This is a genomic window from Methyloversatilis sp. MC4-4, assembly GCF_049843555.1.
Lineage (GTDB): Bacteria > Pseudomonadota > Gammaproteobacteria > Burkholderiales > Rhodocyclaceae > Methyloversatilis > Methyloversatilis discipulorum_B.
The window spans coordinates 305,421-327,445 of record NZ_JBBHZK010000004.1; the positions used below are offsets into that span (position 1 = coordinate 305,421).

The 22,025-nt window shown below is 65.9% G+C and carries 26 protein-coding genes; 20 read left to right on the forward strand and 6 right to left on the reverse strand.

The annotated features are described in order from the left end of the window. Position 1: 1 nt before the first annotated feature. A complete protein-coding gene (locus WDZ97_RS17400) occupies positions 2-643 on the reverse strand; it encodes an MBL fold metallo-hydrolase (protein WP_425763592.1) in 642 nt (213 codons plus the stop codon). 140 nt (positions 644-783) lie between these two features. On the opposite strand from WDZ97_RS17400, the gene WDZ97_RS17405 reads away from it, so the two are divergent. Further along, positions 784-1,488, forward strand: coding sequence for a glutathione binding-like protein (locus WDZ97_RS17405; protein WP_425763593.1), 705 nt, complete (start codon positions 784-786; stop codon positions 1,486-1,488). A 61-nt stretch (positions 1,489-1,549) separates the two neighbouring features. After that, entirely contained in the window at positions 1,550-1,756 is a 207-nt protein-coding gene (locus WDZ97_RS17410) for a hypothetical protein (RefSeq protein ID WP_019915645.1), read from the forward strand. 96 nt (positions 1,757-1,852) lie between these two features. Here the strand turns inward: WDZ97_RS17410 and WDZ97_RS17415 are convergent, their stop codons facing one another. From WDZ97_RS17415 to WDZ97_RS17430, 4 genes are all read right to left on the reverse strand, one after another. Then, a complete protein-coding gene (locus tag WDZ97_RS17415) occupies positions 1,853-2,227 on the reverse strand; it encodes a YchJ family protein (protein WP_425763594.1) in 375 nt (124 codons plus the stop codon). Next, positions 2,227-2,667: a hypothetical protein gene (locus tag WDZ97_RS17420; protein WP_425763595.1), complete on the reverse strand. Its 441-nt coding sequence runs from the start codon at positions 2,665-2,667 to the stop codon at positions 2,227-2,229. The genes WDZ97_RS17415 and WDZ97_RS17420 overlap by 1 nt, the downstream gene beginning before the upstream one ends. 113 nt (positions 2,668-2,780) lie before the next feature. Then, positions 2,781-3,719, reverse strand: a complete 939-nt coding sequence (locus WDZ97_RS17425) for a carbohydrate kinase family protein (protein WP_425763596.1) — start codon at positions 3,717-3,719, stop codon at positions 2,781-2,783. Positions 3,720-3,783: 64 nt separating this feature from the next. After that, positions 3,784-5,019, reverse strand: a complete 1,236-nt coding sequence (locus WDZ97_RS17430) for a glycosyltransferase family 4 protein (protein WP_425763597.1) — start codon at positions 5,017-5,019, stop codon at positions 3,784-3,786. Positions 5,020-5,159: 140 nt separating this feature from the next. Between WDZ97_RS17430 and WDZ97_RS17435 the strand changes: the two genes are divergently transcribed. Together WDZ97_RS17435 and WDZ97_RS17440 are read left to right on the forward strand one after the other, a co-directional pair. Beyond that, positions 5,160-5,651 (forward strand): TlpA family protein disulfide reductase, encoded by a 492-nt coding sequence (locus WDZ97_RS17435; protein WP_425763598.1) that lies wholly within the window; start codon positions 5,160-5,162, stop codon positions 5,649-5,651. A gap of 24 nt (positions 5,652-5,675) precedes the next feature. After that, positions 5,676-6,773: a transglutaminase-like domain-containing protein gene (locus tag WDZ97_RS17440; protein WP_425763599.1), complete on the forward strand. Its 1,098-nt coding sequence runs from the start codon at positions 5,676-5,678 to the stop codon at positions 6,771-6,773. A gap of 66 nt (positions 6,774-6,839) precedes the next feature. Here the strand turns inward: WDZ97_RS17440 and WDZ97_RS17445 are convergent, their stop codons facing one another. After that, positions 6,840-7,424 carry a helix-turn-helix domain-containing protein gene (locus tag WDZ97_RS17445; RefSeq protein ID WP_020163136.1) on the reverse strand — a complete coding sequence of 195 codons (585 nt, stop codon included), beginning with the start codon at positions 7,422-7,424 and terminating at the stop codon, positions 6,840-6,842. A 213-nt stretch (positions 7,425-7,637) separates the two neighbouring features. Here WDZ97_RS17445 and WDZ97_RS17450 point away from each other — a divergent pair, with 213 nt between their 5' ends. The 16 genes from WDZ97_RS17450 (at position 7,638) to WDZ97_RS17525 (ending at position 21,970) form a co-directional block, all read left to right on the forward strand. After that, positions 7,638-8,879: an FAD-dependent oxidoreductase gene (locus WDZ97_RS17450; protein WP_024300675.1), complete on the forward strand. Its 1,242-nt coding sequence runs from the start codon at positions 7,638-7,640 to the stop codon at positions 8,877-8,879. A 28-nt stretch (positions 8,880-8,907) separates the two neighbouring features. After that, a complete protein-coding gene (locus tag WDZ97_RS17455) occupies positions 8,908-9,165 on the forward strand; it encodes a sarcosine oxidase subunit delta (protein WP_425763600.1) in 258 nt (85 codons plus the stop codon). After that, positions 9,165-12,062 (forward strand): 2Fe-2S iron-sulfur cluster-binding protein, encoded by a 2,898-nt coding sequence (locus WDZ97_RS17460; RefSeq protein ID WP_425763601.1) that lies wholly within the window; start codon positions 9,165-9,167, stop codon positions 12,060-12,062. Before WDZ97_RS17455 ends, WDZ97_RS17460 begins: the two co-directional genes overlap by 1 nt. Then, entirely contained in the window at positions 12,059-12,733 is a 675-nt protein-coding gene (locus tag WDZ97_RS17465; RefSeq protein ID WP_425763602.1) for a methylglutamate dehydrogenase, read from the forward strand. The genes WDZ97_RS17460 and WDZ97_RS17465 overlap by 4 nt, the downstream gene beginning before the upstream one ends. Before the next feature lie 73 nt (positions 12,734-12,806). Then, positions 12,807-14,135, forward strand: a complete 1,329-nt coding sequence (glnT, locus tag WDZ97_RS17470) for a type III glutamate--ammonia ligase (RefSeq protein ID WP_425763603.1) — start codon at positions 12,807-12,809, stop codon at positions 14,133-14,135. Between the two features lie 19 nt (positions 14,136-14,154). Further along, a complete protein-coding gene (locus tag WDZ97_RS17475) occupies positions 14,155-15,063 on the forward strand; it encodes a class II glutamine amidotransferase (protein WP_020163141.1) in 909 nt (302 codons plus the stop codon). Then, complete coding sequence (locus WDZ97_RS17480) at positions 15,051-15,740, forward strand: protein glxC (protein ID WP_019915621.1); 690 nt, start codon at positions 15,051-15,053, stop codon at positions 15,738-15,740. The genes WDZ97_RS17475 and WDZ97_RS17480 overlap by 13 nt, the downstream gene beginning before the upstream one ends. A gap of 106 nt (positions 15,741-15,846) precedes the next feature. Further along, a complete protein-coding gene (locus WDZ97_RS17485; protein ID WP_019915620.1) occupies positions 15,847-17,211 on the forward strand; it encodes an FMN-binding glutamate synthase family protein in 1,365 nt (454 codons plus the stop codon). 28 nt (positions 17,212-17,239) lie between these two features. Continuing rightward, positions 17,240-17,569, forward strand: coding sequence for a DMT family transporter (locus tag WDZ97_RS17490; RefSeq protein ID WP_020163142.1), 330 nt, complete (start codon positions 17,240-17,242; stop codon positions 17,567-17,569). 121 nt (positions 17,570-17,690) lie between these two features. Continuing rightward, on the forward strand, positions 17,691-18,044 hold the full coding sequence (locus WDZ97_RS17495; RefSeq protein WP_020163143.1) for a hypothetical protein: 354 nt from the start codon (positions 17,691-17,693) through the stop codon (positions 18,042-18,044). An 11-nt stretch (positions 18,045-18,055) separates the two neighbouring features. Further along, on the forward strand, positions 18,056-18,457 hold the full coding sequence (locus WDZ97_RS17500; RefSeq protein ID WP_425763604.1) for a hypothetical protein: 402 nt from the start codon (positions 18,056-18,058) through the stop codon (positions 18,455-18,457). Positions 18,458-18,460: 3 nt separating this feature from the next. Next, on the forward strand, positions 18,461-18,601 hold the full coding sequence (locus WDZ97_RS17505; RefSeq protein WP_020163145.1) for a hypothetical protein: 141 nt from the start codon (positions 18,461-18,463) through the stop codon (positions 18,599-18,601). A gap of 50 nt (positions 18,602-18,651) precedes the next feature. Beyond that, the gene (locus WDZ97_RS17510) at positions 18,652-20,046 is read left to right on the forward strand and encodes an APC family permease (protein WP_024300674.1); all 1,395 of its coding nucleotides are present in this window, start codon (positions 18,652-18,654) and stop codon (positions 20,044-20,046) included. Continuing rightward, on the forward strand, positions 20,046-20,723 hold the full coding sequence (locus WDZ97_RS17515; RefSeq protein WP_425763605.1) for a hypothetical protein: 678 nt from the start codon (positions 20,046-20,048) through the stop codon (positions 20,721-20,723). Before WDZ97_RS17510 ends, WDZ97_RS17515 begins: the two co-directional genes overlap by 1 nt. Then, positions 20,720-21,019, forward strand: a complete 300-nt coding sequence (locus tag WDZ97_RS17520) for a hypothetical protein (RefSeq protein ID WP_425763606.1) — start codon at positions 20,720-20,722, stop codon at positions 21,017-21,019. Before WDZ97_RS17515 ends, WDZ97_RS17520 begins: the two co-directional genes overlap by 4 nt. 165 nt (positions 21,020-21,184) lie before the next feature. Further along, positions 21,185-21,970 carry a TorF family putative porin gene (locus WDZ97_RS17525; RefSeq protein WP_425763607.1) on the forward strand — a complete coding sequence of 262 codons (786 nt, stop codon included), beginning with the start codon at positions 21,185-21,187 and terminating at the stop codon, positions 21,968-21,970. The last annotated feature ends 55 nt before the right edge of the window (positions 21,971-22,025 follow it).

A 22,025-nucleotide genomic window follows, 5' to 3' on the forward strand; every position in this document is an offset into this window, starting at 1 on the left:
ATCAGTGGTTTCCGCCCACGTAGGGGTTGTACTTGCGTTCCTCGCCGAAGGTGGACATCGGGCCGTGGCCGGGGATGAAGCGGATGTCGTCACCGAGCGGGAACAGTTTGTCGCGGATGGAACGGATCAGGTCGCCGTGGTTTCCGCGCGGAAAGTCGGTGCGGCCGATCGAGCCGGCGAACAGCACGTCGCCGACCTGGGCCAGACGGCCGGCGCGGTCGACGAACACCACGTGGCCCGGCGTGTGGCCAGGACAGTGCACCACGTCCAGCGTCACCTTGCCCACGGTCACGGTGTCGCCGTCGGCCAGCCAGCGGGTCGGCACGAAGGGGCGACAGGGCGGGAAACCGAACATCTGCGCCTGCACCGGGAAGCCGTCTATCCAGAACTTGTCGTCCGGATGCGGGCCTTCGATCGGCAGCTCGAACTGTTCCGCCAGGTCCTGTGTCGCGCCGGCGTGATCGAGGTGGCCGTGGGTGATCAGAATCTTTTCCAGCGTGATGCCGTGGCGCTTCACCTCGGCCAGCACGCGGTCGAGATCCCCGCCCGGGTCGACGACGGCGCCCTTCATCGTTTCGTCGCACCACAGCAGGGTGCAGTTCTGGGCGAACGGGGTGACCGGGATGATGGCGTGCTGGAGCATGGGCGAGGCAGTTGCGAGAAAGCGACATTGTACGTGGCGGCGGTGCGCCATCCGACACGGCGGCTTACAGCTCGGGCAGACAGAAACCGCGGCGGCAGGGTAGGCTGGACGCGACGGCATTCATTCCGAGGCAGCGCATCGTGATCGATCTTCATTTCTGGCCGACCCCGAACGGTTACAAGGTATTGATGTTCCTCGAAGAAGCGAACGTCGAGCACCGCATCGTTCCGGTCAATATCGGCGCCGGCGAGCAGTTCCGCCCCGAATTCCTGGCCATCTCGCCGAACAATCGCATGCCCGCCATCGTCGATCACGCGCCGGCCGACGGCGGGGCGCCGCTGTCGGTGTTCGAGTCGGGCGCCATCCTGCTGTATCTCGCTGAAAAGACGGGAAAGTTCCTGCCGTCCGATCTGCGTGCCCGGGTGCAGGCGCTCGAATGGCTGTTCTGGCAGGTCGGCGGTCTCGGGCCGATGGCCGGGCAGAACCACCACTTCGTCCAGTACGCGCCGGAGGCGATCGCCTACGCGATCAAGCGCTATGTCGACGAAACCGGCCGACTGTATGGCGTGCTGAACAAGCATCTGGCGGACCGCGCCTTCATCGCTGGCGACGACTACACGATCGCCGACATGGCGAGCTACCCGTGGGTGGTGCCGCACAAGCGCCAGCAGATGGATCTGGACGATTTTCCGCACCTGAAGCGCTGGTTCGAATCGATACGTGCCCGCACCGCCACCGTGCGCGCCTACGAGCGCGGCGCCCAGGTCAGCGACAAGCCGGTCGTGGACGAGCAGTCGCGCAAGCTGCTGTTCGGCCAGAACGCCGATACGGTGGCGAAGCAATGAGGCTGTGCTAGGCTGCAAAAGCCGTTCTCACCCTCGTCAGTGTTCCTTCGGGAGAAAGACAATGAGCACCGAAAAGCTGATCCACGACGCCGCCGACCAGTGCGACTGGGACCCCGACATGGTGGTCAGCGTACTCGCCGATTTCATCGACGAGTTCTGTGACCCGGACGATTTCAAGGCCTTCCTCGAAGCCCGCGTCGCCGAAGAGGCGGACGACGAGTACGAGGAAGATGAAGAGGACGAAGTCGCGAACGACGACGACTACTGAGTCGCATCCTGCGCGGATGGCCTTTTGACCGCGACCGCGCCGTCATCATCGGACGCGCGGGCCCCTGAACATCGAATCTGCGCCCGGCGGTCGCGCTCAGCCCGTGAAATCGCCATCGACGTAGTACCAGCGCCCGTCCTCCCTCACGAAACGGCTGTTTTCGTGCAGGCGGTGCGCCCGTCCGCCCAGCTTGCTGCGGGCGACGAATTCGACCGTGCCGTGATCGGCGTCCTGCAGCGCGCTGCGCTTCACCTCCAGCCCGAGCCATTTCAGGCCCGGCTCAGGCGGCGGCAGTGCGGGGGGACGCGTCGTCGGGTGCCAGGTCGCCAGCAGGTAGTCCCGCAGATCGAGCACGAAGGCGCTGTAGCGCGAGCGCATCAGCGCTTCCGGCGTCGGTGCCGGCTCGCCGGCATGGAGGCGCGCGCAGCAGGCGCCCGCCGCGCGGCCGCTGCCGCACACGCAGACCGACATCAGTAACGGCTGACCCGCGTATTGCCGCTGGAGCCGACCAGTTTCACGCGGTCGCCCGGGTTGAACTTCTCGTCGCCTTCCTGCACCACGGCGATCACGTTGCCGCTGTCCAGACGTATCGTGATTTCCTGACCGGAGCGGCGGGTCGCGCCTTCCTCGATCAATGCACCGGCGACGCCGCCGACCACTGCGCCGGCGATGGCGCCTGCGGTCGAACCGCGTCCACCGGCCAGGCCGCCGATGGCGGCACCGCTGGCGGTGCCGACGTGTGACTTGGTGCCTTCGATGGTGACCGCGCGCACGGCCTCGACCGTACCCATGCGTACCGACATTTCGCGCCGCGCCTGATCGCGCGAATAGGTGTCACCGGACAGGCTGGACTGGCAGCCGGCCAGCACCAGGCCGGCGGTCATCAGCGCGGCAAGCGCCAAGCGATTCATTTCATCTCTCCGTCGGATCGCTGCCGGCACGATGCCGGCAAACCACCTCATTTAACGCGCCGGCAATGAACCGGCGATGCTGCAATCGTGAGCAGTTGTTTCCGTGCTCCGGGTCAGAAATCGAGCGCACTGCCGAAGGTGGCGCGGAAGCGGCGCTCGATCTCGGTGCGCGTCGGCGCGTGGTTCTGGCCGCCGCGGCTGGCGATCTTGATCGCCCCCATCACCGAGGCCAGGCGGGCCGACGACACGACGTCGGCGCCGCGCGACAGGCCGTACAGCAGGCCGCCACGGTAGGCGTCGCCGCAGCCGGTCGGGTCGAGCAGCGCGTCAGCGGGTACGCAGGCCACCTCGGTCACCGTGCCGCCGTGATAGACGCGCGAACCTTCGCCGCCGCGGGTGACGATCAGCGCGTCGACGCGCTCGGCGATCTGCGCTTCGCTGAGACCGGTGCGGTCGCACAGCATGCGCGCCTCGTAGTCATTGACCGTGCACCAGGTCGCCAGTTCGAGGAAGTGCAGCAGGTCGTCGCCGTTGAACATCGGCATGCCCTGACCCGGATCGAACACGAAGGGGATGCCGGCGTCGGCGAACTGCTGCGCGTGCGTCAGCATGCCGTCGCGGCCGTCGGGGGCGACGATGCCCAGTTTCACGCCCTGTGCGTCGCCGACCCGGTTCTCGTGAGAAAAGCTCATCGCGCCCGGATGGAAGGCGGTGATCTGGTTGTCGTCGAGGTCGGTGGTGATGAAGCACTGCGCGGTGAAGGCGTCATCGACGCGGCGCACGTGGGTGACCGGGATGCCGAGCGCCGCGAAGCGCTCGAAATAGGGGCCGGCGTCCTGACCGACGGTGGCCATCATCAGCGGTTCGCCGCCCAGCAGCTTCAGGTTGTAGGCGATGTTGCCGGCGCAGCCGCCGAACTCGCGCCGCATGTCCGGCACCAGGAAGGACACGTTCAGGATGTGGATCTGGTCCGGCAGGATGTGGTGCTTGAAGCGGTCCGGAAAGACCATGATGTTGTCGTAGGCGATGGAGCCGCAGATGAGGACGGACATGGAGGGCGTGCCGGTAGCGGGAAAACCGCGAGTATACGGCGCCTGGAGCGGCACCGGCAGGCCTTCAGAACGCGTCGTCGCGTGCCCGGCGCAGGGTTTCCGCGCTGCTGACGGCGTTGCGCAGCCGGCGGGCGAAGGTGTCCGCCACGCTGTTCCAGTCCAGCTGCTCGACGCTGCGTCGCGCACCGGTCGCCATCGCGGCGCGCAGCGCATCGTCGCGGCCGGCGCGCAAGGTCTGTTCGATGAAGGTCGCTTCGTCGCCCGGCGGCGCCAGCAGGCCATTGCGGCCGGGTTCTATCAGTTCGGCCGCGGCCGCCTGGGCGTAGCTCACCACCGGCAGGCCGCTGGCCAGCGCTTCGGTCAACACGTTGCCGAAGGTTTCGGTCAGGCTGCCGAACAGGAACAGGTCGGCGCTGGCGTAGTGAGTGGCCAGATCCTCGCCGCTGCGCATGCCGGCGAACAGGTGGTGCGGATACTGCTGCGCCAGCGTTTCGCGCGCCGGTCCGTCGCCGACCCACAGCATGCGTGCGTCCGGCCGCTCGCGGCGCAGCGCCTCGAACGCACGGGCGACCAGGTCGAGGTTCTTCTCCGGGGCCAGGCGGCTGACGAAGGCGATCACCAGATCGTCCGCGCCGACCCCCCAGGCTGCGCGCAGCGCCTTGCTGCGACGCGACGGCGAGAACAGCGCGGTATCGACGCCGCGCGACACGACTTCGATATTGCGGTAGCCGCAGTCGGTCAGCTGCGCCTGCAGCGCCTGCGTCGGTACGAAGGTGGCGTGACCGAGGTTGTGGAAGCGGCGCAGGTAGGCGGCGATCGGCCGTTTCAGCCAGCGGATGCCGTAGTGCGCACTGTAGGCGTCGAAATTGGTGCGGAAGTCGCTGGTCACCGGCAGCTTGAGCTTGCGCGCCGCCGCCATCGCTGACCAGCCGAGCGGGCCTTCGGTGACGAGATGCACCAGGTCGGGACGCTCCAGCGTCCATAGCCGGGCGAGCTTCTGCTTGGCCGGCAGGCCGACGCGCAGGCTGCCGTACTTCGGAATCGGTACGCCGCGCGCCAGCACCTCGCGCAGCGGGCCGTCGCGCAGTGGCGCGTCGGTCGCGTGCTGCTTCGGCCGGATCAGCTGCACCCGGTGGCCGCGCGCAAGCAGGCCGTCCACCATGCGCTTCAGACTCATCGCCACGCCATTGACCTCGGGCGGCCAGGTCTCGGTCACGACGGCAATGCGCAATGCCTCGTCCGCCGCCTGCAGGCGTTCGACGGTGAAGGCGATGTCGGTGCGGGGATCGTCGCGACGCATATGGACAGTGTCATCGCGGCCCAATGCAGGCCGGTGACGGGGTGGTGACAGCGGCGTGACAGTGGCCGTACGGGGCGAACGGATGAAATGAGTACCGGCTGCCACTACACTGCGCGCTTCGACTCATCCTTCGTGCGCACATGTTTCCGTCCGTTCTGCGTGCCGGCCGTCTGACGGCCTGCCTGCTGGCGCTGTGCTCGGCGCAGTTCTGTGCGGCCGCCTTGACGCCGGTCGAGCCGACGGCATTGCCGCAGAGCGGCGACGCGAACCTTGCCACGCGGCTCGCGTCATACGCCGGTCGTCCGGTGCTGGTGAATTTCTGGGCGTCGTGGTGCGAACCCTGTCGCGAGGAAATGCCGGCGCTGCAGGCGCTCGCGGACAGGGGGGTCGTGGTGCTGACCATTGCCGTCGCCGACCGCGACGCCGATGCCCGCCGCTTCCTCGATCAGGCCGGTGTCGCACTGCCGCTGCTGTTCGACCGCGAGCAGCGCATCAGCAAGGCGTGGGGTGTGCGCCTGCTGCCCTACACCGTGGTGCTCGATGGCCGGCATCGCGTGGTGGCGCGTGCGCAGGGCGTTGTCGACTGGAACGCAACGGCGGTGCGCGAACAGCTGCAGCGCCTGATGCGCTGATTGAATTTCGTCTGGAGAATGTCCATGGATCGTCGTCGTTTCATTCACGCCAGTGCGCTGGCCGGCCTGTCGGCCTCACTGCCCGGCGCACTGCGCGCCGCCCCGGCCGGCTTCGATCCGTCGCCAGCGAGTGGCTGGCGCACCTACGAGGTGGTGACCCGGGTGACGCCGGTGGCCAGCGATCAGGCGGTAACGGTGTGGATTCCGCTGCCGTCGCTGAACAACGACGACTGGATCCGCACGCTGGGCAACGAATGGAGCGGCAACGCCGCGCGCGCCGGTGTGGCCGAGGACACGGTCTATGGCGCACGCATGCTGGTCGCGCAGTGGAGCGCCGGGCAGGCCGCGCCGGAGATCGAGGTGGTCAGCCGCTTCGCCACCCGCGACCGCGCGATCGATTTCGCTGCGCCGAGCGCGGTACCGCCGCTCGACGCGGCCGAGCGGCGCCTGTTCACGCAGCCGACCGAACTGCTGCCGACCGACGGCATCGTGCTCGACACCGCGCAGAAGGCGACACGCGGCGCAAAGACCGATACCGACCGTGCCCGTGCGCTGTACGAGTGGATCTGCGACAACACCGAGCGCAATCCGAAGACGCGCGGCTGTGGACTGGGCGACATCCGCAGCATGCTGGAGAGCGGCAACCTGTCGGGCAAGTGCGCCGACCTGAATGCCTTGTTCGTCGGCCTTGCCCGCTCGGTGGGGCTGCCGGCGCGCGATGTCTATGGCATCCGCGTGGCCGATTCGAAGTTCGGCTACAAGAGCCTGGGCAAGAGCGGCGACATCACGAAGGCGCAGCACTGCCGCGCCGAGGTGTGGCTGGCCGGTTACGGATGGGTACCGGTCGATCCGGCCGACGTGCGCAAGGTGGTGCTGGAAGAGCGTCCGGGGCTGACGCTGAAGGACGATGTCGTCGTTGCTGCGCGCAAGAAACTGTTCGGCGCGTGGGAAATGAACTGGCTGGCCTACAACGTCGCTCACGACATCGCACTGCCGGGGTCGAACGGCGCCGCCGTGCCCTTCCTGATGTATCCGCAGGGCGAAACCGCTGCCGGCCGCCTGGACAGCCTCGACCCCGCCGGTTTCAGCTACACCATCACTTCACGAGAAGTCGCCGTCTGAGGTCAGGGCTTCAAGGCGTCGGGGGCCGCACCAGCCCCTGACCCCTAGCCCCCAGCCCCTACCCGCTTACTCATGCCCCGCTTCCGGGTAGATCGTGATCGACAGGAAGCGGATGGGCACCTGGGTCAGCTTTTCCGGGCCGTGCGGCACGTTGCCGTCAAAGGTGAGCGCGTCGCCCGGCTGCAGGTCGTACACCGTCTTGCCGTGGCGGTACTCGATGCGGCCTTCCAGCATGTAGATGAACTCCGTGCCCGGGTGTTCGAACACCGGGAAGGTTTCGCTTTCCTGCTCGATCGTGATCAGGAAGGGCTCGAACAGCTTGGTCGGGCCCTGGTGATAGGACAGCAGGTGGTAGGTGTGACCGCTGCGCGTGCCGCGGCGGGCCACTTCCATGCTCTCGCCGGCCTTGATCAGCTGCGCGCCGCCGCCCTCCGTCTCGTAGTTCTTGAACAGCGCAGACAGCGACACGCCAAGCGCGCGCGCGATGCGTGACAGCGCGTCGAGACTGGTGGCGGTCTGACCGTTCTCGATGCGCGACAGCATGCCGCGGCTGATGTCGGCGCGCTCCGAAATATCGGCAATCGTCAGGCCGTGCGCCCGGCGCAGCTCCCGGATGGTGTTTCCGAGGTAGCGCTCCAGCTCCCCTTCCATGACGCCGTCTTGTGTACTCATTGCTTTTCCGCCTCCAGACTGGGCCTCTACCTGTCCCTTGTGACCGTTATCTTACACGCGGGGTTTCATAAGAAGAATTTAAGTTGACTTGGGTACAAAAAGGTTCATGATTCGAAAAAAAGTTGCTTCACCCGAAACACGCTGCATTGCAGCAGAAGCGACACCCTTTCAGTCTGGACTACAGGAAAGCACATGCCCTGGCGCCTATTGCGATTCGGTCTGTCGAAGTCCCATCCGGAACCCCGGATGTTTACGGCTCACGACAAGCTCAAGCCCTCGTACGACGTGGTGATCATCGGCGGGGGTGGCCACGGCCTCTCCAGCGCCTACTACCTCGCCCGTGATCACGGCATCACCAACGTGGCGGTACTCGAAAAGGGCTATATCGGTGGCGGCAACACCGGCCGCAACACCACCATCATCCGCTCGAACTACCTGACGCCCGAAGGCGTCAAGTTCTACGACAAGTCGGTCCAGCTGTGGCAGGACCTGTCGACCGAGTTCGATCTCAACCTCTTCTACTCGACGCGCGGCCACTTCACGCTGGCCCACACCGACTCCGCGATGCGCACGATGCGCTGGCGCGCCGAGGTGAACAAGCACTACGGCATCGCGTCCGAAGTGGTCGGCCCGGAAGAGGTGAAGCGCCAGACCCCGCAGATCGACCTGTCCTGTGGCGGTCATGCGCCGATCCAGGGCGCGCTGTACCACGCGCCGGGGGCCGTGGCCCGCCACGACGCGGTGGCCTGGGGTTACGGCCGCGGCGCCGACATGCGCGGTGCGGAAATCCACCAGCAGACCGCAGTCACCGGCATCGAGGTCAAGGGCGGCAAGGTGGTCGGAGTACACACCACCAAGGGTTTCATCTCGACCAACAAGGTCATCTGTGCGGTCGCCGGCTTCACGCCGCGCATCACCGACATGGTGGGCTTCAAGACGCCGATCTTCGTGCATCCGCTGCAGGCCATGGTGAGCGAGCCGATGAAGCCCTGGCTCGACACCATCCTGGTGTCCGGCAGCCTGCACATCTATGTCAGCCAGAGCGCCCGCGGCGAACTGGTGATGGGCGCCTCGCTCGATCCGTACGAAGTGCAATCGACGCGCTCGACGCTGGACTTCCCGGAAGGCCTCGCCGCTCACCTGCTCGACATGTTCCCCTTCCTGTCCCATTCCAAGGTGGTGCGCCAGTGGGCCGGCATGGCCGACATGACGCCGGACTTCGCGCCCATCATGGGTCTGACTCCGGTCGAAGGCTTCTATCTCGATTCCGGCTGGGGTACCTGGGGCTTCAAGGCGACGCCGGTCTGTGGCAAGACCATGGCCTGGACCGCCGTCAATGACAAGCCGCACGAGCTGATCACCGGCTTCTCGCTCGACCGCTTCCGCAACTACTCGCTGACCGGCGAGAAGGGTGCGGCGAGCGTGGGTCACTGAGCGCCGAACAGAGAGCGGAGACGACGACATGAAACTGATGACCTGTCCGATGAACGGCACGCGTCCGATTTCGGAGTTCGCGTACTGGGGCGAAATCCGCCCGGCACCCGACGCCGACACCTGCACCGATGAAGAGTGGGCCGACTACGTGTTCAACCGCAACGGCGCACCTGGCGTGAAGAAGGAATGGTGGTGCCACACGCCGTCGAACACCTGGTTCATCGCCGAGCGCGATACCGAAAAGGACAAGGTGCTGCGCACCTATCTGCATGGAGAAGACAAGTGATGCGCCTGCCCGCAATGCCCGACGAGTGGCTCGATCGCAGCCGCACTGTCCGGTTCCGTTTTGAAGGTCGCGCCTTTGAAGCCGTCGCTGGCGACAGCATCGCCAGCGCGCTGTGGGCGGCCGGTCAGCGCACCCAGGGCCGCAGCTTCAAGTACCACCGCGTGCGCGGCATCCTGTCCGCGGCCAACCACGACGTGAACGTGATGGTGCAGGACGGCCAGAAGCTGAACACCCGCGGCGACGTGGTCGCCGTGCGCGAGGGCATGGACCTGACCGCGGTGAACACCTTCGGCGGTCTGGCCAATGACCGCGCGCGTCACCTCGGCATGTTCGCCCGCTTCCTGCCGGTCGGCTTCTACTACAAGGCCTTCCACAACAAGCGCCTGTTCCCGATGTGGGAGCGCGTGTTCCGCCGCATCACCGGCCTCGGCGTAGTCGACTTCTCGACGCCGCACATCCGCACCGCCAAGCGCTACGACTTCTGCGACGTGCTGGTGATCGGCGCCGGTCCGTCCGGTCTGTCGGCCGCGCTGTCGGCCGCCGATGCCGGCGCCCGCGTCGTGATCTGTGACGAGAACGCTCGCGCCGGTGGCAGTGGCCTCTATCAGCTCGGCGGCGATGCCGTCCGCCGTCAGCACACCCGCTCACTGCTCGACAAGGTGAAGGCGCACGCCAACATCCGTCTGCTCGAGGGCACCTACGCCGGTGCCTACTACGCCGACCAGTGGGTGCCGCTGATCGACGCCGACAAGATGACGAAGATGCGCGCCAAGGCCGTCATCGTCGCAAGTGGTGCCTTCGAACAGCCGGCGGTGTTCCGCAACAACGACCTGCCGGGCGTCATGAACGGCTCGGCGATGCAGCGCCTGATCTACCGCTACGCGGTGAAGCCGGCGGGCAATGCCGTCGTGCTGGCGGCCAACGCCGACGGCTACCGCGTCGCGCTCGACCTGATCGCTGCGGGCGCCAGCGTTGCCGCCGTGCTCGACATGCGTGCCAGCGTGCCGCCGTCGGCACAGGCTGACGCACTGCGCGCCAAGGGTGTCGAAATCCTCGCTGGCCACGCCGTCTATGAGGCGCACGCCGACGGCAAGGGCGAACTGGCCGGCATTACCGCCTGCCGCATCGACGGCTCGGGCCGCGTGGTGTCGGGTTCGCAGCGTCGCATCGCCTGTGATGGTCTGGCCATGAGCACCGGCTGGGCGCCGGCTGCCAACCTGCTGTACCAGGCCGGCACCAAGATGCGCTTCGACGAACTGCTGCAGCAGTTCGTGCCGGACCAGCTGCCGGAAGGCGTGTTCGCCTGTGGTCGCGTCAATGGCGTGTTCAAGCTGGAATCGCGCATCGCCGACGGACAGCGCGCCGGCCTGGCCGCCGCCGCGCACGCCGGTCACGGCAGCGCTGCCCAGGTCGATGTGCCGCCCGAAACCGAATCGCCGTCGCACGCATGGCCCATCGTCGCCCATCCGGACGGCAAGAACTTCGTCGATTTCGACGAGGATCTGCAGGTGAAGGATTTCGAGAACGCGGTGCAGGAAGGCTACGACAACATCGAGCTGCTGAAGCGCTTCTCGACTGTCGGCATGGGCCCGAGCCAGGGCAAGCATTCGAACATGACGGCGCTGCGCATCCTGGCGCGCCTGACCGGCAAGTCGCCGCAGCAGGTCGGCACCACGACCGCGCGCCCGTTCTTCCACCCGGTGCCGCTGTCGCATCTGGCCGGTCGCGGCTTCAGCCCGCAGCGTCACTCGCCGCTGCACGGCCGTCACGCCGCGCTCGGTGCGGTGTTCATGCAGGCCGGCGCGTGGGAGCGTCCGGAGTATTACGCGGTCGAGGGCAAGTCGCGCATCGACTGTATCCGTGAAGAAGCGCGCCGCGTGCGCACCGCCGTCGCGCTGATCGACGTCGGCACGCTGGGCAAGCTGGAAATCCGTGGTCCGCAGGCGGCCGAGTTCCTGAACCGCTGCTACACCGGCCGCTACGACAACATGAAGGTGGGCGCCACGCGCTACGCCGTCATGTGCGACGAGTCCGGCGTGCTGAGCGACGAAGGCGTGGTGGCGCGCATCGCCGAAGACGTCTTCTACTTCACGACCACCAGCTCGGGTGCGGCCACCGTCTATCGCGAACTGTCGCGCCTGAACATCGAGTGGAAGCTGGACTGCGGCCTGATCAACCTGACCGGCTCGTACTCGGCGATGAACCTCGCCGGCCCGGCCTCGCGCAAGGTGCTGGCGCAGCTGACCGACATGGACCTGTCGTCTGCCGCCTTCCCGTATCTGGCGGTGCGCAGCGGAACCGTCGCCGGCATCCCGGTACGCATGATGCGCGTCGGTTTCGTCGGCGAATGGGGCTATGAAATCCACGTGCCGGCCGAATACGGCCCGACGCTGTGGGACGCGCTGATGAAGGCGGGTGAAGGCGCCGGCATCGGTCCCTTCGGTGTCGAGGCCCAGCGTCTGCTGCGCCTGGAAAAGGGCCATCTGATCGTGAGCCAGGACACCGACGGCCTGACCAACCCGTTCGAGGTCGGCATGGACTGGGCGGTCAAGCTCGACAAGCCTTTCTTCACCGGCAAGCGCTCGCTGCAGATCGTCAAGAAGATGCCGCTCAAGCGCAAGCTGGTCGGCTTCCGCCTGGCCGACAACTACAGCGGCGAAGTGCCCAAGGAATGCCACCTGATCATCGAGAACGGTGACATCGCCGGCCGCGTGACCAGCATTTCGTGGAGCCCGCACGTCGGTCGCTACATCGGTCTGGCCTTCGTGCTGCCCAGCATGACCGAGCCGGGTACGCCGTTCTCGATCCGCATCACCGACGGCAGCATGGTCGCGGCCGAGGTCTGCAGCACGCCCTTCTTCGACCCGAAAGACGAACGCCAGAAGGAAATCGAATGAACGCCCCCTTCGCCCCTACTCGCATCAGTCCGCTGTTCGACGAACAGGCGCCGCACGCGGCGAAGTGGACCCAGGTCGAGACGATGCAGAGCGTCGCCGCCTACGGTTCGGCCGACGCAGCACGTGTGCCGCTGGCCGGTATCGGCGACCTGTCGTTCCGCCGCCGTGCCGGCGTCAAGGGACCGGGCGCCGCCGCCTGGCTCAACGCGCTCGGCATCGCCACGCCGGAACGGCCGAACAGCTATCTGCGCCTCGATGACGGCACGCTGGTGCTGCGCATGGGCAATACCGAGTTCCTGGTCGAGGACGTCGCCGGCGGCAGTCGCGCCGCCACGATGCTCGCCACCGCGCCGAGCGCTGGCGTCTATCCGGTGCCGCGCTACGACGCCGCGCTGGTGATTACCGGCCGCAACGCGATCGAACTGACCCGCCAGACCTGCGCCTTCGATTTCGCCAGCCTGTCGCCGAGCGCGCAGCCGCTGGTGATGACCTCGATGGTCGGCGTCGGCGTCACCGCGATCGCGCTCGACGGCGCCGACGGCACGTATTTCCGCCTGTGGTGCGACGGCACCTACGGCGGCTATCTGTGGGCCACGCTGGTCGAGGTGGCTGCGGATCTCGGAGGTGGAGCGGTCGGCCTCGATGCACTCGGGCGGATTGCACAGCAATAACAAGCAAAGAGCGCGTCATCGAAGCTGACGCAAATCAGTGGGATCAGAGCCGTTTGGACAGGGAGGGAATGTGATGTCACCCAGCGAAGCACAGCAGTTCCTGAAGGAAAACGAGGTCAAGTACATCCTCGCGCAGTTCGTGGATATCCACGGTTCGGCCAAGACGAAGTCGGTTCCGGCCGAGCACTACAAAACCGTGGTCACGGATGGCGCCGGCTTCGCCGGTTTCGCGATCTGGGGCATGGGCATGACGCCCAATGTCGACGCCGACTACATGGCCGTCGGCGACGCGTCGACGCTGTCGCTGGTGCCCTGGCAGCCGGGCTATGCCCGCATCGCCTGTGACGGTCACACCCATGGCAAGCCGCACGAGTACGACACCCGCGTCGTGCTGAAGAAGCAGCTGGAGCAGATCACCGCACGCGGCTGGACCTTCTTCACCGGCATGGAGCCGGAGTTCTCGCTGCTGCGCAAGGTCGAAGGCAAGATCCTGCCGGCCGACCCGGGCGACACGCTGTCCAAGCCCTGTTACGACTACAAGGGCCTGTCGCGCGCCCGCGCATTCCTTGAGCGCCTGTCCGAATCGCTGCGCGCGGTCGGCATCGACGTCTATCAGATCGACCACGAAGACGCGAACGGCCAGTTCGAGATCAACTACACCTTCACCGACGCGCTGACCTCCTGCGACCACTACACCTTCTTCAAGATGGGTGCCGCCGAGATCGCCGCCGAACTGGGCCTGATCTGCTCCTTCATGCCCAAGCCGTTCTCGAACCGCCCGGGCAACGGCCTGCACATGCACATGAGCATCGGTGACGGCAAGCGCAACCTGTTCGAGGACAAGTCGGACAAGAACGGCCTCGCCCTGTCCAAGCTCGCCTACCACTGGGCCGCCGGCCTGCTCAAGCATGCGCCGGCACTGGCTGCGCTGTGCTGCCCGACGGTCAACTCGTACAAGCGCCTGGTGGTCGGTCGCTCGCTGACCGGCGCCACCTGGGCACCGGCCTACATCTGCTACGGCGGCAACAACCGCAGCGGCATGATCCGCAGCCCGGGCGGTCGCCTGGAACTGCGCCTGCCGGACGCTTCCTGCAACGCTTACCTCGCGACGGCCGCGGTCATCGCCGCCGGCATGGACGGGGTGAACAACGAGCTCGATCCGGGCGCGCCGAACAACGACAACCTGTACGACTACAGCCAGGCCCAGCTCGATGCGGCCGGCATCCGCGTACTGCCGCAGAACCTGCATGAGGCGCTGGTGGCGCTCGAGAAGGACGAAGTGATCCGTGCCGCACTCGGTCCGGTCGTCGATGAGTTCCTGCGCCTCAAGCATATGGAGTGGGTCGAGTACATGCGTCACGTTTCCGATTGGGAAGTGAGCAGCTACCTCGAATTCTTCTGATCATCCCCGGAGAACTGTTATGTGTGGAATCGTGGGTTTGCTGGTCAAGACACCGGCATTGAAGGAACGCCTGGGCGAACTGATGGTGCCCATGCTGATCGGCATGACCGAGCGTGGTCCGGACTCGGCGGGTCTGGCCGTGTTCGGCGACACGCTGGCTGAGAACTCGCGCAAGCTGAGCCTGTACTCGGGCCTCACCGACGACGGTGCGGACTTCAACTGGCACGGCCTGACGCATGCGCTGAAGGAACACCTCGATGTCGACGCGCACATCGACGTCAAGCACAACCACGCGGTGCTGTCCTTCGCCGTGTCGCCGGAACTGGTCAAGCGCTGGCTGCGCGAGAACCATCCGAAGCTGCACATCCTGAGCACCGGTCGCACCATCGACCTGTACAAGGACATCGGCACGCCGGCGCAGGTGGCCGACCGCTACGACTTCAAGTCGATGAAGGGTTCGCACCTGGTGGGCCACACCCGCATGGCAACCGAGTCGGCGGTGACGCCGGATCGCGCACACCCCTTCACCGCCGGCGAAGACTTCTGCCTGGTGCACAACGGTTCGCTGTCGAACCCGAACTCGATCCGCCGCAAGCTCACGCCGGCCGGCATCCACTTCGAAACCGACAACGACACCGAAGCGGCCTGCCGCTTCCTCGAATGGCGTCTGCGTGAAGGCGACGACCTGGAAGTCGCGCTGCAGAAGGGTTTCGACGAACTGGACGGCTTCTTCACCTTCCTGATGGGTACGCCGGACAAGCTCGCGCTGATCCGCGACCCCTTCGCCTGCAAGCCCGCTGTTGTGGCCGAAACCGACGACTACGTCGCGATCGCGTCGGAGTTCCGTTCGCTGGCCCACCTGCCTGGCGTCAAGCACGCCAACGTGTTCGAACCCGCGCCCGAGGAGATGTACGTATGGAACGCATGACCTTTGATCTCGCCAGCTCGTCGCTGACCGAGATGAACACCTTCCTGCACAAGGGTCTTGAGGAGGGTGACAAGCGCCACATTTCGGTGCTGAACCCGGACGGCGCGCACAACATCGCAGTCGGCCTGAACCAGCCGGTCACGGTCGAGGTGCATGGCCATGCGGGTTACTACGCCGCCGGCATGAACAAGCACGCCCGCGTCGTCATCCACGGCAGCGCCGGCACCGGCGTGGCCGAGAACATGATGAGCGGCACAGTGCATGTGAAGGGTTTCGCCTCGAACGGCGCTGGCGCCACCGCCCACGGCGGTCTGCTGGTGATCGACGGTGACGCCGGCCTGCGCTGCGGCATTTCGCTGAAGGGCGGCGACATCGTCGTCGGCGGCAGCGTCGGCAGCTTCTCCGGCTTCATGGCCCAGGCCGGCCACATGGTCATCTGTGGCGACGCCGGCGACGCGCTCGGCGACTCGCTGTACGAAGCGGTCATCTACCTGCGCGGCAACGTCAAGTCGCTCGGTGCCGATGCACGTTTCGAGGACATGACCGACGCCGACTACGCGACGCTGGCCGAGCTGCTGTCCAAGGCCGGTCTCGAGCACGACCCGAAGAGCTTCAAGCGCATCGCTTCCGCGCGTTCCCTGTACCACTGGAACGCCGACGCGAACCAGGAGTATTGACCCACACGGAGCGGCGACGCCGCTCCGGGCCCCGAGGGGCGGCGAGGAAGCCAGGGACGACCCGGTGCTTCCTCCGGTGCAGACACGGATACATCAAGGACTCAACATGGACATCAAACCCGTATCGTTCAAGCGCGTCTCCCGCGAGGAGTCCGCCAGCTTCGACCGCAGCGTCATCGACTACATCCAGAACGCCGCGGCGCACGGCCTGTACGAAATCCGCGGCATGGGCGCCAAGCGCAAGCTGCCGCATTTCGACGACCTGGTCTTCCTCGCAGGTTCGCTGTCGCGCTACCCGCTCGAAGGCTATCGCGAGAAGTGCGTCACCAAGACCATTCTCGGCACCCGCTTCGCCAAGAAGCCGCTCGAGCTGGACATCCCGATCACCGTCGCCGGCATGAGCTTCGGCGCGCTGTCGGCCAACGTGAAGGAATCGCTGGGCCGTGCCGCCACCGAGATGGGCACCACCACGACCACCGGTGACGGCGGCATGACGCCGGAAGAGCGCAACTCGTCGAAGACGCTGGTGTATCAGTGCCTGCCGTCGCGCTACGGCTTCAACCCGGACGACGTGCGTCGCGCCGACGCCATCGAAGTGGTGATCGGCCAGGGCGCCAAGCCGGGCGGCGGCGGCATGCTGCTGGGCCAGAAGGTGAACCCGCGCGTGGCCAAGATGCGCACGCTGCCGCAAGGCGTCGACCAGCGCTCGGCCTGCCGTCACCCGGACTGGACCGGTCCGGACGATCTGGCGATCAAGATCCAGGAACTGCGCGAACTGACCGACTGGGAAAAGCCGATCTACGTGAAGGTCGGTGCCACCCGTACCTTCAACGACGTCAAGCTGGCTGTCCATGCCGGCGCCGACGTGGTGGTGGTCGATGGCATGCAGGGCGGCACCGCAGCCACCCAGACCTGCTACATCGAGCACATCGGCATCCCGACGCTGGCTGCAGTCCGCCAGGCGGTCGATGCGCTGGAAGACCTGAACATGAAGGGCGAAGTGCAGCTCATCGTATCCGGCGGCATCCGCAGCGGCGCCGACGTCGCCAAGGCGCTGGCCATGGGCGCCGATGCGGTCGCGATCGGCCAGGGCATCCTGTACGCGCTCGGCTGTAACTCGGAAACCTATATCCAGAACGGTCAGCACATGTCGGCGCTGGAAGGTTACGACGCGCTCGGCACCACGCCCGGCTTCTGCCACCACTGCCACACCGGCAAGTGCCCGGTCGGCGTGACCACGCAGGATTCGGTGCTCGAACAGCGCCTGCAGCCGGATGTCGGTGCCCGTCGCGTCAAGAACTACCTGAAGACGCTGAACATGGAACTGACCACGATCGCTCGTGCCTGCGGCAAGCAGAACGTGCATCACCTGGAGCGCGAAGATCTGGTCGCCCTGACGCTGGAAGCCGCCGCCATGGCGCGCATCCCGCTGGCAGGCACCAGCTGGATCCCGGGTCACAACGGCTACTGATCCACGCCGCCATGAGGAGTCTGCGGACGTGACCGGCTGGCTCTTCCTGCTGGGCGCCATCGTTGCGGAAGTGATCGCGACGAGTGCGCTCAAGCAGGTCGAGGGCCTGTCACGTCCGCTGCCTCTGGCGTTCACGGTCGTCGGTTACGTCATCGCGTTTTCGCTGATGTCGCTGTCGCTGAAGACCATACCGATTGGCATCGCCTACGCGGTGTGGTCGGGCGTCGGCATCGTCGCGATATCAATAATCGGCCTCATCGCATTCGGCCAGCGACTCGATACGGCAGCGCTCGCGGGCATCGCCCTTATCGTGAGCGGGGTCGCCGTGATCCAGCTTTTTTCGAAGTCCCAGGCCTGAACAACGCAACACCTACAGACACTTTCCCGAGGAGATCCCACCACCGCACATCCGACGTTCCACATCTGCTGCTGACGATTTCATCCCATCAAAAAATGCACCCATAAAGGAGGAGAGCAAGATGGATCAAAGCAAAAGCAAACACCCCGTAAGTCCCGCGCTCGAACGCCGCATCAACAGCATGTTCGGTCGGGACAAGGCCATGTCTCTGGGCGCCCTGCTCGGACTGTGGCTTGCGCTGGGCTATGTGTACCTCGCCGTACCACACGGCTTCCTCGGCTCGCCCGTCGGCATCGTGCTGACCGTGGCTGGCTCGCTCGTACTGCTGTTCAACACGGCATCGGTGATCGCCATGCTTCGTCATTACGCCGAAGACCGCGAACACATCTACGGCATCGACATCCACCACCTCGACGAACACCGCGCCCGTGCCCGCAAGGCCGCACTGCGCCCGGCTCACGTCGACATCGGCTGAGGAGTGCGCACATGTCCCGCAACGCCTACAAACCCCCTGTGCAGAAGGGCTTCGGTCAGTTCGTCGATGCCATGGTCGTGCTGGCGCTGGTCTATCTGAGCCTGCTCGCACCGCTGCTGCTCGGCGGCACCGCCGCCGAATCGGAAGCGCCGGCCTACAAGCCTGTCGCCACCTGGGAAGCGATGAAGCAGAACGAAACGATGGCCGCGCAATGGCAGAAGCTCGGCTTCGACGCCGAAACGGCCGAGCCCATCGTCAGCAAGAAGTTCAGCTACGAGATCGAACCCTGGTCGCTGGGCATCACCGTCGCCGTGATCGCCATCTACTTCTTCTTCGTGCTCAAGGTGTCCGACCGCGAGTACCGCGAAGTCATCAACGAGCGCTTCGGCCCGCGCGCCGGCAAGGAGGACTGAGTCATGGATTTCTGGACGGCACTGGAATACGCGGCCTGGGGCATTTCGATCGTGCTGATCGGCTGGATGCTGGTCGATGCGCGCTTCGTCAGCACCACCTACGGCGAAGACTTCCTGCTCAGCTCGCGCGAAGGCGACGAGTGATCGGTGGTTCGAACCACGCACAACGGCGTGCGTGAAGACGGGAGAACAAGATGGGAACTGCAACTGCAGCGGCAGGGAAGCAGGAGAAGATTTCACTGCTGAAAGTGTTGGGCCCGGTGCACGTATGGGCACTGGGCGTCGGGATCGTGCTGGTCGGCGAGTACATGGGCTGGAACTTCTCGGTGGCGAAGGGCGGCGCCTACGGCGCGCTGATCGCCTGCTGGGTGATCGGTCTGCTCTATACCTGTGTGGCGATGATCGATTCCGAGGTGACCTCAACGGTCGCGGCGGCCGGCGGTCAGTACACGCAGGCCAAGCACATCATCGGGCCCTTGATGGCCTTCAACGTCGGCCTCTATCTGGTGATGGCTTACACCATGCTGGAGGCGGCCGACGCGCTGGTGGTCGGTGACCTGCTGCATGCGGTGGCTGCGCAGTACGGCGCCGAGCTCGATCCCAAGCCCTTCGTGGTGCTGACGATCGCCTTCCTCGCCTGGCTGAACTACCGCGGCGTGTTCATGACGCTGACGGTGAACTTCGTCATCACCGCCTTCGCAGTGCTTGCCATCCTGGTGCTGTTCTTCAGCACCACCGGCATCGCCGGCGGCGAGAGCGTGCTGCGCCACAGCGAACTGCTGACCGATCTGCCCTACGGCTGGATCGGCGTGCTCGCCTCGCTGCAGTTCGGCATGTGGTACTACCTCGGCATCGAAGGCACCTGCCAGGCGGCGGAAGAAGTGCGCTCGGCCGGCCGCTCGATTCCGCTCGGCACGATGGGCGGCATGATGACGCTGCTGATCGCGGCTTCGCTGACCTGGTACATCTGCACCGGCCTCATCCCGTGGGAATACCTGGGCCAGGCGACGACGCCGCTTTACGACGCCGCGCGACTGACCGGCAATGTCGAGCTGGAGGTGATCCTGTTCATCGGCACCATGTTCGCGGCCATCGCGTCGGCCAACGGCTGCATCAACGACGCCTCGCGCGCCTGGTTCTCGATGTCGCGCGACCGCTACATGCCGCACTGGTTCGGTGCCGTGCATCCGCGCTACCGCACGCCCTACCGCGCCATCCTGTTCCTGATCCCGATCGCCGTGTCCTTCGCCTTCACCGGGCTGCTCGATCAGGTGATCACCTTCTCCATCCTGTCGGGCCTGCTGGGTTACACCTTCATGTCCTTCAACATCGTGCGCTTCCGCCGGCTGTGGCCGCTGGGGTCGATCGAGCGTGGTTACGTGCATCCCTACCACCCGCTGCCTTGCATCGTGCTCGGCCTGCTGTGCGGGGCGACCTACTTCGCGACCTATCTGGGCTACGGCACCTCGCTGCTGTCCATCATGGCTTTCTACATCCTGGTGTCGATCTGGTTCGTCGTGCGTCGCTATCCCTACGTGAAGCGCGGCGAACAATTCACGATGCCGTGGCCGCGTCCCAAGGGCTACTGATGACGGTCGCGACGATGGCGGCGCTGCTGCTCGGCGGCGGACTGTTCGCGTGGTGGCAGCGGCGCACGCAGCGGCAGTTCCGCGACGAGCGTGCGGCGGTGTTCGACCATTGTGCCGGCATGTTCGACGCCGTCGGCGTGGCCGATTCGGGGGCGGAGTACCCGCGCCTGAGCGGCCGCTACGGCGGTGCGCAGTTCGAGCTGCAGGCCATGCTCGATCACGTCGGCTACCGCAAGGTGCCCTCGCTGTGGCTGTCGGTGACGCTGCGCACGCCGCTGCCGGTGGGCGGCCGTTTCGACCTGCTGATGCGGCCGCAGAACATCGAGTTCTGGTCGGCCTCGGACAGCATGGACGAGCGCATCGATCTGCCCGCCGACTGGCCGGTTCACCAGATCGCCAAGGTGAGCCCGGCCGGCTGGCGGCCGCCGCTGGGTGCGCTGCGCGAAGCCGCCGGCAGCCTGATCGACGAGCCCTCGTTCAAGGAACTGCTGGTGAGCCCGCGCGGCGTGCGCATCGTGTTCCGCGTCGGTGGCGTACAGCGCGCGCATTACTTGGTGCTGCGCTCGCTGCTGCCGGACGAGACGCGCGTCGAGCCGGAGCTGTTGCAGCCGCTGCTCGACGCCGCACTGCGCATCGCTTCGTCGCTGAAGGTCACGAAACTGGAGAAGGCTGCATGACATCCGCCACCGCATCGACAACATCGCGCCCGCCGCATCCGTTCTTCGTGCTCGCTGCCGCGCTGCTGCTGCCTGGCATGGGGCAGGTGCTGAACGGCATGCTGGTGCGGGCGTGGATCATGCTGTTCTTCGCGCTCAGCCTGGGCGTCGTCAGCTGGCACATGACGACGCCCGAGCATTCATTCGTCGGGCGCCATGCCGGCGGCTTTTTTGTCTATGCCGTCATGGTCATGGACGCCTACGTCTGGGCGCGTTACAGGCACACACTGGCCCGAGTCCGCGCGGGCCAGCGCTGAAGGGGCGGCGCACACCGTCCTCACCTTGGCCGGTACATGCGGGGCGGCTCCTCCTGCGCCGCATGTACCGGGTCTTTTTCAAGGCATCCGCATTCGAACGAACTTCCTCCGGAGCGCGGCACGCGTTCGCGCCTGCGGGGCACATTCAGAAAGGTATCCGACATCATGAAAACGAACTGCATTCGCCTCCCGCTGGCCGCGCTCGCGCTGTTCGCCGCTTCCGTCACCGTCCAGGCGCAGGAAACGGCCGCCGCGCCGGCCTATACGATCAGCGCCAACGTGGGCCTGTTCTCGCAGTACATCTTCCGCGGCATCAGCTACACGCAGGAGAATCCGGCGGTGCAGGGCGGTTTCGACGTTGCCCACGAGAGTGGCGCCTACCTGGGCATCTGGGGCACCAATGTGAGCGACCTGGCGCTGTCGAACGCGACCGGCGAGATCGACGTGTACGGTGGTTACGCGAAGACGGTGGGCGACTTCACCTTCGACGTGGGCTTCCTGCAGTTCATCTTTCCGGGTGGCAAGCTCGATCTGGTGGGTGGCGGCACCGAAAGCCTGAACACGCTGGAACTGAACGCGGCGGTGACGTGGAAGTTCATCCAGCTGAAGTACTCGTACGCAGTGACCGACTACTTCGGTTTCAGCAAGAAGTCCTTCGGAGCGGATTCGGACGGATCGGACTACATCGAGCTGAACGCGAACTACGAGTTCATGCCGTCGTGGATCGCCAACGTTCACGTCGGTCACCAGAAGGTGAAGAACTACGACGACTACGACTTCACCGACTGGAAGGTGGGCGTGACGAAGAACTTCGAAGGGGGCTGGCAGGCGGCGGTGGCGTGTGTCGACACCACTGCGGACAAGAACTTCTACACGATCTGCGACAACGGCATCCGCTGCAAGGACACCGGCGACAGCAAGTGGCTGCTCTACGTGAAGCGCACGTTCTGAAGTATCGACAATGTCCTCGCGGATTCCGCCTCCGGCGGAATCCTTGACGGCCGCA